The organism is Brevibacillus sp. NPDC058079, from assembly GCF_042885155.1.
In the GTDB taxonomy this organism is placed as follows: domain Bacteria; phylum Bacillota; class Bacilli; order Brevibacillales; family Brevibacillaceae; genus Brevibacillus.
Map to the genome: position 1 here is coordinate 24,283 of NZ_JBHVSO010000018.1, position 12,814 is coordinate 37,096.

Genomic DNA, 12,814 nt, shown 5'->3' on the forward strand with positions numbered 1-12,814 from the left:
GGGAGTCTATTCGTAAGGTAAGCGTACTTCAAAAATCGTCCGAATCAAATTGCTCTCTGCAGAAATCGTCCCTTCGTGGCGCTCGACGATATTTTTGGCGATAAATAGCCCGAGACCTGTGCTTCCGTTTTGATGACTTCGGGCCTTGTCACCTGTGTAAAACACCTCGAAAAGATGCGGCAGATCTTCCGGGGGAATCTCGTTTCCATAATTGATAATCTGCACAACGACCTCGTCACCCGCAAGAAAACCGTTGATATCAACAAACTGACCATCGTGCCCGTAACGGATGGCATTCGTCATGATGTTCTCGAAAACGCGTGCCAAGAGCTCGCCATCCCCGCAAACCGTCAATCGTGATGCCACATTCATTCTAGTTTCCAGGTGATTTTTCTCCAAGGAAGGATATAGCTCCTCGTTTAACTGCATGAGTAATTCACTCAGGTCAATCAAGTTCTGTTGGATGGTGAGCATGCCGTAGTTCATTCTCGTAATTTCGAAGAGCTCATCGATCAGCTTTTCCAAACGCTGCGACTTGGTAAAAGCAATATTCGTGTAATGTCGGGATTGTTCCACCGTTAACTGCTCGTCCCGCAAAATGATGTCCAAATACCCTAAAACAGAAGTCAGCGGCGTCCGCAGGTCATGCGCCAGGTTCAAAACCAACTGATCCTTGCTGCTTTCGGCAAAATCTCCTCTTTGTACAGCTTCCTGCAATTTTTCACCCGCCAGATTGATGTCCTTGGCAATATCTCCAAACTCATCGTTCGACGGTATTTGAACATGATGGGTAAAGTCACCATTCGCAAGATGATGAATCCCTCTAGAAATCTCCTGAAAATAGGTGGCATACCGTTTAGTTAGCAAGAAGAAAAACAGTATGGCTAGTGGAACAAAAATAATCAGAAAGAAGTAAATGTCCCCTATTTCTCGCATAAAATAGCGAATCGGCGTTAACAAGCTTTCAAACCTTACCTGTGTTCGATAGTAAAACTGTAGCGTTTTAAAGATCACATAGGTAACCGCACCAGATAGAAGCAGACTTAGGCCCAGTAGCTTGACCATTTGGAACCGAAAGCTCCGTATCATCTTAGCCATGAAAGGAATACCCTACTCCCCAGACCGTTTTGATCCACTTGTTCTTGGTTTTTTCTTCTCCCAGCTTCTTTCGCAAGGTGCGAATGTGCACCATGACTGTATTGCAGCCTTCATAGTACGCTTCGCCCCACACCTGCTGGAAAATATTATCCGCACTAAACACCTTCTTTGGATAGCTGGCCAGCAGGTAGAGAATATCAAACTCTTTCGGTGTTAACTCAATCGTTTCTCCGTACAGGCTCACAGTTCGCTGCTCAGGGTAAATGACAAGTCCACCTACCTCTAAGATCTTGTTACTCGCTACTGTTACTGCTGGTTGATTCAGCTGCTTAAAGCGTCGCAGTTGGGCATTCACACGGGCGACCAGTTCCATTGGATTGAATGGCTTGGTCATATAATCATCTGCGCCCATCACCAATCCCGAAATTTTATCCAGATCGGACGTCTTGGCACTCAAAAAGATAATCGGCATATTGTGCTGTTCACGTATGAGACGGGTGACCTCATAGCCGTCCAGCCCAGGCATCATAATATCGAGGATCGCCAAATCAATCGAATGCGTCTGTACAGCTTGGAGTGCTGCCTTTCCATCCTCTGCGATAATTGTGTGGTAACCTTCTTTTTTCACATGCAAGGCAACGAGCTCAGCAATCTCCGCTTCATCGTCGGCGATCAATATGGTGACCTGCTTCATCGTTTTTCCCATCCCTTTTATACATTTGCTACCATTATAGCAGGTATGAAAAAACTTTTCTGTTATCTCACCATGATATCGTTCATACAATTATGGATAATAATTACTTTCAGTTTCTTTTGACTTTACCGACTTTTCTATATTACTATATTCATGTCCATATCATATCTATCATAAATATACTTGGGGGTAATTTATGAAAAAACTAATGTTTGCTGTTGTTTCTAGTTTGTTGGCACTCACGGTAAGTGCATGTGGCAGTGGCACGGATCAAGCTTCCACAACATCTGGACAATCCGGTGCAAAAAAGTACGTTATTGGTACAGATGCAACATACCCACCCTTTGAGTTTGTAAAAGACGGAAAATACGTGGGAATTGACATCGACCTGATCAATGCCATCGCCAAAGAAGAAGGCTTTGAGGTAGAAATTAAGCCAATGGACTTCAAAGGAATCATTCCGGCTGTTCAAGCGAAGCAATTGGACGGTGCCATTGCAGGGATCAGCATCACGGATAAGCGCAAGGAAATTTTAGATTTCTCTGAACCTTACTATCAAGCAGGTCTTTCTCTGGTCGTACGTGAGGACAACACAACGATCAATGGAGAGGCAGATTTGGCTGGCAAAACGATTGCTATCAAAAAAGGAACTACTGGCGCGACCTTTGCTGATGAGCTCGGGAAAAAATACGGAGCGACTGTCAAATACTTCGACGATAGCCCTTCCATGTTCCAAGAAGTTCAAAACGGCAACGCTGATGTGACCATCGAGGATTATCCTGTTATCTCTTATAAAATTACGGTAGACCCTGCTTCCAAGCTAAAAATTGTAGGCGACCGTCTCAATGGTGACCACTACGGCATCGCGGTTTTAAAAGGCAACAAAGAGCTGCAAGACAAACTCAACTCCGGTCTGAAGAAGCTGAAAGAGAACGGGAAATACGATGAAATCATCAACACATACTTGAGCACGAAAAAATAAAAGGCGCAAGACGCGCCTTTTTTTCACCTTAGAAAGAATGGAGTTGTCCAAATGAGCAGTAGTTGGGATGTCATTGTCGATGCGCTTCCTGTCTTGGCCCAAGGCTCTGTGGTCACGCTAAAAATAACGGTCATTTCCCTGTTTTTTGCTCTCTTAATCGGATTGCTTTTTGGCTTGATGAGCACAAGCCGGTCCAAAGTGCTTCGCGGCATTGCAACCGCTTACGTTGACTTTCTCCGCGGCACACCGCTGTTGGTTCAAATCTTCTTTATTTATTTTGGATTGCCGCCTGTCCTTGATATCAAAATTCCAGAGACAACTGCGGGTATTCTTGCGCTCAGTCTCAATGCCGGAGCGTACCTGGCTGAAATTTTCCGAGGAGGAATTCTCTCCATCGATAAAGGGCAGATGGAAGCTGCTCGCTCCCTGGGACTCACCCACGGAAAAGCCATGCGCCTGGTTATCTTGCCTCAGGCTGTTCGCCGCATGATTCCTGCTTTCGTCAACCAATTTATCGTGACGTTAAAAGACACCTCGCTCTTAACGGTCATTGGTATCCGTGAACTGATGAACAGTGGTGAGATTATCATCTCTGGCAACTTCCGCTCGTTTGAAATTTGGGCAGTAGTAGCGGTCTTCTATTTCCTGATGATTTACATCCTCAGTCTGCTATCTCGTTCCCTTGAGAGGAGGTTCGCGAAATGATTCATGTAGAGAATTTGAAAAAGAGCTTTGGCTCGTTGGAAGTCTTAAAAGACATCTCGACTACCATTGAAGAGCGCGAAGTTGTCTGTGTCATCGGTCCCTCCGGCTCGGGAAAAAGTACGTTTCTGCGCTGCCTGAACCAGTTGGAAGAGGTGACATCTGGCAAAATCACCATTGAGGGTGTGGAGGTTACTTCCCCCAAAGTGGACATTAACAAGCTGCGAGAGCGTGTCGGCATGGTGTTTCAGCGGTTCAATCTATTCCCGCACCTCACTGTATTGGAAAACATTATGCTCGCACCCAAGCACATCAAAAATTCAGAGCGTCAGCAAAATGAACAAAAGGCGCTGGAATTGCTGAAAAAAGTAGATTTGGCGGACAAGCGAGACGTGTATCCAGATCGGTTGTCTGGTGGTCAACAGCAGCGCGTAGCCATTACCCGGGCGCTCGCCATGGACCCTCATATCATGTTGTTCGATGAACCTACCTCTGCACTCGACCCGGAAATGGTCGGAGAGGTTCTTCAGGTGATGAAAGATTTGGCCAAAGAAGGAATGACGATGGTCGTGGTTACGCATGAGATGGGCTTTGCCCGTGAAGTAGCTGATCGCGTGATTTTCATGGATGGCGGATACATCGTAGAAGAAGGCACGCCTGCCGAGCTTTTTGACAATCCCCAGCATGAGAGAACCAAGGCGTTTCTCAGTAAGGTGCTGTAGACAAGCAACGGGCATGATGCGATTTTTCATCCATCATGCCCACTTGTTTTTTCTATGAAACTACCTTACGCATACTCATGCGCCAGCATCAAAAACACACTGGACGTCCACGTAAAGGCCCGGTCCCTCAGTCCATCACCTGTCAACGCATCGAAGTTTTCCGCCATGCCACTGCGTGCTGCCATTCGGCAAAAACGTCTGGCAATCTCCTGAGAAAACGCCACTTCGCCTGCCCGCCGCAATCCATCGACCAAAAGCATCGTCACTGGCGCCCAGATCGGGCCTAACCAGTAGCCATCAGCGCGGTAAAAGGAGCTGGTTGGACTCTCTGTAGCCAGTCCATTCTCGGTCAAAAATCGCTCCTGCAAGTCCGCAATCAGCTTGGCCCGGATGTCCTGCGGCAGCTTTTCACCTAGCACGAGAGGCATATAGCGAATCAGGCTGTCTCCTTGGGTAGGCTGGTCGCTTCCAGAGTGGGTCGCGAAGAAGTTTTCGCCGTTCCAGTGCTTTTCCATGAGCCGTTGCAGTGTCATTTCGGCCCTTTCCTGCCACTTCGCTGCCTCTTCAGGACGGCTCAGCCTCTTTGCCAAATCCGCCAGCACATCCATTTGCAGAATCAAATACGCAGGCAAATCCGGGCTTTCAATTGGCGCCCCATCGAGGAAAATCGTGCTGTTGTCCCAGCCGCAATCATAGCCGTGATTGTACTGCGGAATCCCGTCCTGATCATCATCGCGGTAACGGAACCACCAATCTGTCCAGCGACAAAGCGGCTCGTACACCTCATCCAGCATCTCGTTTGTAATCGCGTCGTTCCGATCCAGCATCCAGCGCAGCGTCCAGCCGTGAATCGGAGGCTTACAGCAATTCCACAACGCATACCGATCATTGATAAAATCGGGGAAGACACCACTTTCGTCCTGCCTGTCGATAAAAATCATGAGTTGATCCCACGCCAGCGGCAAGTTTGCTCGCGTCAGTGCCATCGCATTGAAACAATGATCCCAGCTCCAGATATTCGTCATCCAGTTTTTGGACATGTACATCGCGGACCGTGGCAGATAGCCTTCAGGTCTCACCACACAAGACCAGGTGATGTACGCCGCGAGTTCTCGTGCTTCATTCAAGCCTTCGCGATGCTCCTCAGATACAGAGAGCGTCCGTTCCAGCCACTCGTCGTACTCTTTTTTTACCTGTGCCCATCCATCAGCAAAGGCAGGGTAGCTACGCTCCTTCCATACCGTGTGGAATTCCTCCAATACGCCTTCCAGTACACCAGTTTCCTCGTCGGGAAGAAAGGTTACGCCCACTTGCTGATCACGCGATGCCTTCGTAGGGTTGACCACCAGCGCTCCAGCAAGCGGAGTCACTCGCAAGCGAATTTCCGTGGAAAAGTGATTGATTTCCCAGCATCCAGCTCCTGCTTGAATCGCGTAGTCTGCTGCCGTCGATTCCAGCACCAGTCGCAAACCAACGCCTTGACCACGTACCTGCACTAGCTGCGGCTCGCTCATGCACAGCTTCACTTCGCCTTTATCCCCGTAAAGACGCAGCAAGGTTGGCGTAGCCTCCGTCTCAAATGGAATCGCCACACCATCGGCTACCAATTCGATTCGAAAAATTGCGCCATCGTGGTTGTCTCCTCCACGAATATTGCGCAAATACAGCCCTTCTGCTCGCTTGGCGTTACCCAGTCGCGAGAGTACGAGATATGACCCGTATCTGCTAAAAGGAACGATTCCTAAATCAAACTGCATATGTCTCACCTCGAGGTTGCGTTGTCGATCGTTTACGATCGCGCTTTTCCAGCAGACGGCTCATTCTGGCATTCATCCACCAAACAGGCAGGCTCGCTCCCAACAAGATCGGCAAAGCGGGAATTGCCAGTAAGAGAATCAAGAGAAGGAGCAAGCCTCCCATCGTGAAGAGCGAATGCAACGGAAAGGCCGCGACCAGCCAAAACGATTGCTTGAGCGTCCTCTTCACGTCTGCATCCTCCCGAACAAGCAGGGAAAAAGCATGGCAAGAGGTAGCCGCATGCAAAAATCCAATCCCCACAAAAACGGCCGCGATCGATAGCCCCCACAGGGAGCCCATGCGAAGGAAAAACACCACATCGACCCACAGGATTGCCCCTGTTAGCACCGTTCCCCAGCCAAGCCATTGGCTCCTCCAGAAGTAGTGTCGAAAAGCATGCCAGAAGGCGGACGGAAGCCCACGGTCATTCCACTTGCCGCTAAGTACGTCGTTCAGAGCAGCTGTCGCTGGGAAGACTCCTAAGACGATGCCTCCCAAGAGCGTGCACACCACCCACATGAGATGCGCTGCCGCCATCCGCAACAATTGCTCACCAAATTGATGAAATGACCATGCCCAGCCTTCCCACTTCGCCCGATTCCCCACTGTAGCTCCCTCCTTACTTGATAGCAACGCCAGCTGAATTGTCTACGATATATCGTTGTGCGAGGAAAAAGAGGAGTAACGGCGGAAGCGAGATCAATAACGTTACCGCCATCAGCCCGGTAGCCTCTACTTCATACATCCCTTTAAATTGCGCCAGTCCCAGCGTCAGCGTGTACTGACTTTGGTCATTCAAGAAAATGAGTGGACCCAAATAATCATTCCATGTGCCCAAGATGTTGAATACACTCACCAAAATCAGAGCAGGCATCATCAACGGCATAATAATCCGTGCGTAAATCTGAAACGAACCGGCACCATCAATACGCGCCGCTTCATCCAGCTCACGAGGAATGGTCAAAATAAACTGTCGCATGAGGAAAATGTAAAACGCTGACCCGAAGAACGAAGGAACAATCAACGGCTTGAGCGTGTTGATCCAGCCCAGGTAGTTGAATTCCATGTACAGCGGGATCATCGTCACTTCCCACGGAATCATCATCGTGGCCAGAACGACCATGAACAGAAAGTCTCTCCCTTTAAACGTAAACCGAGCAAAGCCGTACGCGACCAGTGAAGACGAAATCAACTGACCAATCGTGGTCAGGATCGTCACCGTCAACGAGTTTTCCAAATACAGATTAAACGGCTGCGACATCCACGCATTCCCGAAGTTCTCCCAATGCAGCACATCCGGAATCCATTTTGGTGGATACTGCAAAATCTCAGCATCTGACTTGAGCGCAGTAGAGATCATCCAGTAAAACGGTGCGAGAAACAGGAAAGAGAAAAAGATCAAGCTCGCATAAGCGATCGTTTTGCGTATCAAGCCTCTTCCCCTCCCCTGCGGTTGTCGCCCTCGTAGTACACCCATTTGCCGGACGTTTTAAATACGATGAAGGTCAATACCAAAATGATCGCAAACATAAACCAGGAGTTCGCCGAAGCATATCCCATCTTGAAGTATTTGAAGGCGTTGTCATATGCGTACATGGCATAAAAATAGGTAGACTGCAACGGTCCGCCTCCTGTGAGCAAGAGTGCTAGACTCAGCTGCTGGAACGCACTAATGATCGTCATAATCAGGTTAAACAAAATCGTAGGACTCACCATCGGAAGTGTAATGCGGAAAAACTTTTGTACCGCCCCTGCCCCATCAATCGAAGCCGCTTCATACAAGCTCTCCGGGATGCTTTTGAGCCCCGCCAGGAAAATCAATACCATGGAGCCTTGCCCCCACAGACTGGCGATGACCATTGCTATGAGCGCCCACGTCGTATCGTTTAGCCAATCTGGACCTGTAATCCCAATCAGACTGAGCAAATAGTTGAAAATACCGTATTCCCCGTCGTATACCCACGCCCAAATCATCGCCAGCGCCACACCAGAAATCACGCTCGGTAAGTAAAACACTGTGCGGAAAAAGCCGCTGCCTTTTACCTTCTGATTCAGCATCATGGCCAAAAACAACGCGATGAACAGATTCAACGGTACAAACAACAGCGCAAATTTAATCGTGACCCAGAGCGATTGCCAAAACAATGGATCGTCCGTAAACATATTAACGTAGTTGTCCAAGCCGACGAACGTAACCTCACCAACGACAGGCCAATCAAAAAAGCTCATGACGAGCGAAAACAACATCGGTCCCAGCGTAAAAGCGAGAAAGCCGAGAATCCAAGGCAAGATAAAAAGATAGGGCGTAAGAAACGCCCTTCCCTTGAGTTTTTTCGGTTGAACGGTCATGGCAGGCTGTTTATGTGTCACGACACTCTCTGTATTCAATTCCCTGACCCCTTCCCGTTATTTTTCTAAAAACTTCTGGGAGTCTTTGACTGCCTTGTTCAGTAATTCCTCTGCATTTTGTCCCATCATGATCGCATTGACCGCTGCGGAAAGGTTCCGATTGATTTCGTTCCAGTGTGGATTCAACAGGAATGCTGGTGTGTCAGTCGATTGCTCCAATGTCTTATAGAACGGCGCGTAGAGCGGGTCCTGATCGAGCCTCTTCTCTTGTACGACACTAATACGCACAGGTAAGTCAGATGTACGCATCTTGATCGCATCACTGGAAACGAAGAACTTCAAAAACTCCCAAGCCAGTTCTTTGTTTTTGGAATCCTTGGCGATCGATACAGAGGAGGTTGCAATGACACCCTTACCAGGCTTGCCAGGGAATTGCGGCATTACGACCGTACCAAAGTCGACATTCGCCTTCTTGTACGACTCGAGCGACCATACCCCGTTGTCATACATCGCGAGCTTGCTTGCTTTGAACAAGTCGTTTCCGCTCTGCTGGTTTTTGCCACCGACGAGCAAAGCGCTCTTGTCCTTCGCCAAATCACTGAAAATTTGCAGGGCCTCTGCTGTTTCCTTGCTGTTCATGTAGCCTTCGATGGTTTTTCCGTCAGGGCTGATGAAGCTGCTGCCATTGCTCCACACGAACTGCTGCAAATCGTACGTATCCGGCTCCGAACGAACAGCGAAGCCGTACTGCTTCTTCTCGCGAACGGTCAGCTGTTTGGCTGCCGATTTGAAATCCTCCCACGTCCAGTCGTCTGTCGGAAGCGGTACATTTGCTTCGTTAAACAGCTTTTTGTTGTAGAAGACGACCCGCGTCGAGAAGCCCGCTGGGAGACCAAACAATTTTCCATCGAATCGATTATAGTTTAAGAGGCCTTGGTAAAAGTCGTCGATTGCCACTGAGGGGTCCTTCTTTACGTACTCATCCAATGGCTCGAGCGAAGCGTTGTACGTCGGGAAATCCCACATGTACATGACATCTGGCGGGTTTTTCGCTCCGAATGCCGCTACCAGCTTCTGATCAAAACCATCTGCATATGCCTCGACTTGTACCTTCACACCCGGATTTTTCTGTTCGAATTGTTTCGCGATATCTTGTTGGATCTTCAGCATTTGGTCCGTATCCCATGTCGCGAAACGCAATGTAACCGTTTCCTTTTTATCAGACGATGCTGGCGTTGTCGCACCTGTGTTACTAGACGTGCCGTCTGTTCCTGCTGGCTGGGCTTGTGAACAACCAGCTACGACGGCCAAAAGAAGTGCCATGCCAGCTGCCAACCATTTTGACGCAACCTTTTTCATCTGTGATCCCCCCTAGATTTGCCCCTCATTTTTCTTTATTTTAATGAAGGGAAAAAAACGGTGAAACCGCTAACTGTTCGCAATAGTGTGTGAATTTGTTTCCTTTTTTTCGCTTTGTTCAGGTTTGCGCGGTGGAGTGGACGATTGTTCGACTGGACTCCTCCTTTTGTTTGAAACGGTAGTGGCTCGGGGTCATCCCTGTCCACTTTTTAAACCATTTGCTGAAGTATTTCGCGTCAGGAAGACCGACTCGCTCAGCTACCTCCTGAATGGACAGAGCTGTTTCATCCAAAATCGCTCGGGCCATTTTTACCCGGCGTTTGTCGAGAAACTCGCCGAAGCTCTCGCCCACTCCCTTTTTAAACATCACGCTAAAATGACTGCGGCTCAGTCCCACCTGTGAGGCTACCTCACTGACCGTCAATGGCGTATCCAGACGATCGAGCGCGTAATGAACAGCCTGCTTGATCGGTTCCTGCCACGGGTCTTGAATGACGCCGTACTTGCGCGCCCGCTCCGTACGCTGGTAGAGCATCCGTACCGTCTGAATCCACGGTTCGAGTCCAGCAAACGGGCTTGTTGTCTCCCAGCTCGTCACCCTTCCAGCCAGCTTCCATTCCACGAGCAATGACTCTACCTGCCTGCCAGTACTTGCGGGAGTCAGCAAAAAACGGATATCGCCACATGCGATCCACTCCCATTGGCTGTCCAGCTCCCGTTTAATCCATGCCCGCTCCTGCTCCTCGCCATTTGCACTGCTACCCATTCCTTCCAAGAGCCATACACGCATGGAATCGTTCATCCACGACCAGTGTGTTTGCAGGAGGGAGGACAAGCTTTGCTCGAAATCCGGGCTCAGGCCAGTCAACCACGCACCGAATTCCCGCTTCCATTCATCAGGGCGTTCACGAATGTTTTCAGGTCGCGCGCTCTCGCCTGCCAACTCAGTCCGCAGCTTTTCCAACAACGTACCCCATTCCTCATCCTGAAACTCGGTCTTCAACAAATATCCGGACACCCCGAGAGAGATTCCTTGCTGGGCAAAAGAAAAATCGCGGTGACAGCTGAGCAGAAGCACCTTTGTCTGTGGAGCCTGTTCCTTCACCCGCCTGCACAGCTCCAACCCATCCATTTCCGGCATGACGATGTCCGTAATCACCAACTCGGGCTGTATTTGCAGGAAAGCCTCCCAGCCTTTCCGACCATTCGGTGCATCCGCTACCACTTCCATCCCGTAGCGACTCCATGGCACCATTGCCTTCAGTCCTCTTCGCACCAGCACTTCGTCATCCACAATCATTACCTTGATGTTCATCAGGAATTTCCTCCCTTTTCGGCCATGTGATTTGAATTGTGGTTCCTTCTCCTCTGACAGATGAAATCTTCATGCCGTGCTCCATACGGAAATGAAGCTTGAACTTCTGATCGACGTTGTACACGCCGAGTCCTCGTTTGCTAGAACGCTCCAGATCAGGATCGAGAAGTTTGGCCAATCGCTCCGGCACAATTCCTGCACCGTCGTCTTGCAACAGCAGCGTCACAAGCCCTTCTTTTTCACTGACACTGATCCGGATCGTTCCGTGCCCGTCTTCGAATGCGTGGAAAAAGATATTTTCCAAAAGCGGCTGGAGAGTCATTCGCGGGATCAAATAGCGGCGGCAAGCCTCTACTCCCGTCTGTTCAAATTGAAAAACAGGCCCGTACCGCAGCTCTTGGATTTGCAGAAAATGCTCGACGGTTTGCAGCTCCTTTTCCAACGGGACGAGCTCCTGCGTGATGTCGAGGTTGCCCTCTAGCACTTTGATGAGATGATAGAGCATATTGCCGATTTCATTGGCACCAGATAATCTTGCTTTCCACTGGATGGAATTAAGTGTATTGAACAACAGATGCGGGTTGATCTGGTAGTGAACAGCTCGCAGCTCTGCTTCCTTTTTCAACTGCTCGTTGCGACTCACCTCGGCGATTAGCGTTTGAATCCGCCTCACCATTTGGTTGAAGCTCACCCCTAACCGCCCCAGCTCGTCTTCCGTGTCTACCTCTGCGCGCGCCTGTAGCTCGCCTGTTCCGACCAGTCGCATCGTTTCTTGAAGTCGTTTGATTTTGCCTGTAATCCGTCTGGAAAATAAATACGCCAAAAGAAGTGCCAGCACTGCCGAAAGAATCAGCGCTGCGATAAAGAAGGATTGAATCACTTCCGCAGAGCGGTTCATTTGCTCGTACGGCAAGCGCACCTGAATCATCCAGTTGTTGGACTCCAGCGGCTTGTTCCAGACGATATCGCTCTCTTGTTGGACAAACGTACCTGCAGTCCGGTAAATCAGCTCGCCATTTTTAGCTGTAATCGTCACATGCGCACTCATGTCCTCTTCCAACTGCGAAAACAACTGAAACAGCTTGCCTGCCTTCATCTCGATCAAAATCCGGCTGTCCTTCAACACGCCATATCCACTGAGAACGGGAACGACCAGACCGAGTACCTTCTCCTGATTTCGCAGCTCCGCCTCATCCTGAAACCCGACATAATGCCTGGGCGTGTAAAAGCCGATCCATTGCTCCTCATCCAGCTTGGCGGGCAGTCCCTTCCACCACCATTCCCGCAACAGATCCTGTCCATTGATCACATTTTCTCCGAAAAAATAACCGGAGGGCGTCACGATAAAAATCCCCTTTGTATCAAGGTTGCGGTGCGCCCCCAGGTATCGCTCGAAGTTTTTTTGTTCCAGGAAGCCTGTGTACGTCTTCGGCTGTTCCTCCCGCATGACGACCAACGTCGGGTCTGACACGTACGTATTGATGTCATAGGCCATGTATCTCATTTGACTCAGGTAGTTGTCGATCTGGATTTGCAGCTGCGTAGCGATATACTCGCCTGACTTGCTAAATTGCTCGCGAACGACCATCGACGATTTCCAATACGCCATACTCCCCAGAGTAATCAGCGGAATAATGGCTGCAATCAGCATAAAAGCGAGCAGCTTGGCATGAATGCTTCTGCGCGGGAAGAGCGACCATGACTTCATGTGACAACCACCACCGTATTTTGATTAGTTGTACTATTCAATCTTCAACTAGATTGTACAACGTTTCGGCGATGCCTTCGAGAACAAT

General features: G+C 49.4%; 12 protein-coding genes. 3 read left to right on the forward strand and 9 right to left on the reverse strand.

The window, feature by feature from the left end:
* Positions 1–6: 6 nt before the first annotated feature.
* The gene (locus tag ACFVS2_RS31270) at positions 7–1,098 is read right to left on the reverse strand and encodes a sensor histidine kinase (protein WP_173620438.1); all 1,092 of its coding nucleotides are present in this window, start codon (positions 1,096–1,098) and stop codon (positions 7–9) included.
* Positions 1,091–1,792 carry a response regulator transcription factor gene (locus ACFVS2_RS31275; RefSeq protein ID WP_390240357.1) on the reverse strand — a complete coding sequence of 234 codons (702 nt, stop codon included), beginning with the start codon at positions 1,790–1,792 and terminating at the stop codon, positions 1,091–1,093. The genes ACFVS2_RS31270 and ACFVS2_RS31275 overlap by 8 nt, the downstream gene beginning before the upstream one ends.
* A 196-nt stretch (positions 1,793–1,988) precedes the next feature.
* Here ACFVS2_RS31275 and ACFVS2_RS31280 point away from each other — a divergent pair, with 196 nt between their 5' ends.
* From ACFVS2_RS31280 to ACFVS2_RS31290, 3 genes are read left to right on the forward strand one after another with little or no spacing between them, the layout of a single operon-like run.
* Positions 1,989–2,774: a transporter substrate-binding domain-containing protein gene (locus ACFVS2_RS31280; protein ID WP_390240359.1), complete on the forward strand. Its 786-nt coding sequence runs from the start codon at positions 1,989–1,991 to the stop codon at positions 2,772–2,774.
* Positions 2,775–2,825: 51 nt separating this feature from the next.
* Positions 2,826–3,479, forward strand: a complete 654-nt coding sequence (locus ACFVS2_RS31285) for an amino acid ABC transporter permease (protein WP_017246731.1) — start codon at positions 2,826–2,828, stop codon at positions 3,477–3,479.
* The gene (locus ACFVS2_RS31290) at positions 3,476–4,198 is read left to right on the forward strand and encodes an amino acid ABC transporter ATP-binding protein (protein WP_390240361.1); all 723 of its coding nucleotides are present in this window, start codon (positions 3,476–3,478) and stop codon (positions 4,196–4,198) included. Before ACFVS2_RS31285 ends, ACFVS2_RS31290 begins: the two co-directional genes overlap by 4 nt.
* A gap of 65 nt (positions 4,199–4,263) precedes the next feature.
* Here the strand turns inward: ACFVS2_RS31290 and ACFVS2_RS31295 are convergent, their stop codons facing one another.
* The 7 genes from ACFVS2_RS31295 to ACFVS2_RS31325 form a co-directional block, all read right to left on the reverse strand.
* The gene (locus tag ACFVS2_RS31295) at positions 4,264–5,955 is read right to left on the reverse strand and encodes an amylo-alpha-1,6-glucosidase (RefSeq protein WP_390240363.1); all 1,692 of its coding nucleotides are present in this window, start codon (positions 5,953–5,955) and stop codon (positions 4,264–4,266) included.
* Positions 5,945–6,601: a YesL family protein gene (locus ACFVS2_RS31300; RefSeq protein ID WP_390240364.1), complete on the reverse strand. Its 657-nt coding sequence runs from the start codon at positions 6,599–6,601 to the stop codon at positions 5,945–5,947. The genes ACFVS2_RS31295 and ACFVS2_RS31300 overlap by 11 nt, the downstream gene beginning before the upstream one ends.
* A 13-nt stretch (positions 6,602–6,614) precedes the next feature.
* A complete protein-coding gene (locus ACFVS2_RS31305; protein WP_081437287.1) occupies positions 6,615–7,427 on the reverse strand; it encodes a carbohydrate ABC transporter permease in 813 nt (270 codons plus the stop codon).
* Positions 7,424–8,344, reverse strand: coding sequence for a carbohydrate ABC transporter permease (locus tag ACFVS2_RS31310; protein ID WP_390240438.1), 921 nt, complete (start codon positions 8,342–8,344; stop codon positions 7,424–7,426). Before ACFVS2_RS31310 ends, ACFVS2_RS31305 begins: the two co-directional genes overlap by 4 nt.
* A gap of 57 nt (positions 8,345–8,401) precedes the next feature.
* Positions 8,402–9,703, reverse strand: a complete 1,302-nt coding sequence (locus ACFVS2_RS31315) for an ABC transporter substrate-binding protein (protein WP_390240366.1) — start codon at positions 9,701–9,703, stop codon at positions 8,402–8,404.
* 118 nt (positions 9,704–9,821) lie between these two features.
* Positions 9,822–11,018 carry a response regulator transcription factor gene (locus ACFVS2_RS31320; protein ID WP_390240368.1) on the reverse strand — a complete coding sequence of 399 codons (1,197 nt, stop codon included), beginning with the start codon at positions 11,016–11,018 and terminating at the stop codon, positions 9,822–9,824.
* Positions 10,990–12,726, reverse strand: a complete 1,737-nt coding sequence (locus ACFVS2_RS31325) for a cache domain-containing sensor histidine kinase (RefSeq protein ID WP_390240370.1) — start codon at positions 12,724–12,726, stop codon at positions 10,990–10,992. The genes ACFVS2_RS31320 and ACFVS2_RS31325 overlap by 29 nt, the downstream gene beginning before the upstream one ends.
* Between the last annotated feature and the right edge of the window lie 88 nt (positions 12,727–12,814).

Bases quoted from the DNA above. Each gene is read 5' to 3' on its own strand.
- ACFVS2_RS31315 (WP_390240366.1), bottom strand. From the start codon at position 9,703: ATGAAAAAGGTTGCGTCAAAATGGTTGGCAGCTGGCATGGCACTTCTT.
- ACFVS2_RS31270 (WP_173620438.1), bottom strand. From the start codon at position 1,098: ATGGCTAAGATGATACGGAGCTTTCGGTTCCAAATGGTCAAGCTACTG.
- ACFVS2_RS31320 (WP_390240368.1), bottom strand. From the start codon at position 11,018: ATGAACATCAAGGTAATGATTGTGGATGACGAAGTGCTGGTGCGAAGA.
- ACFVS2_RS31290 (WP_390240361.1), top strand. From the start codon at position 3,476: ATGATTCATGTAGAGAATTTGAAAAAGAGCTTTGGCTCGTTGGAAGTC.
- ACFVS2_RS31325 (WP_390240370.1), bottom strand. From the start codon at position 12,726: ATGAAGTCATGGTCGCTCTTCCCGCGCAGAAGCATTCATGCCAAGCTG.
- ACFVS2_RS31310 (WP_390240438.1), bottom strand. From the start codon at position 8,344: ATGACCGTTCAACCGAAAAAACTCAAGGGAAGGGCGTTTCTTACGCCC.
- ACFVS2_RS31275 (WP_390240357.1), bottom strand. From the start codon at position 1,792: ATGAAGCAGGTCACCATATTGATCGCCGACGATGAAGCGGAGATTGCT.
- ACFVS2_RS31280 (WP_390240359.1), top strand. From the start codon at position 1,989: ATGAAAAAACTAATGTTTGCTGTTGTTTCTAGTTTGTTGGCACTCACG.
- ACFVS2_RS31285 (WP_017246731.1), top strand. From the start codon at position 2,826: ATGAGCAGTAGTTGGGATGTCATTGTCGATGCGCTTCCTGTCTTGGCC.
- ACFVS2_RS31295 (WP_390240363.1), bottom strand. From the start codon at position 5,955: ATGCAGTTTGATTTAGGAATCGTTCCTTTTAGCAGATACGGGTCATAT.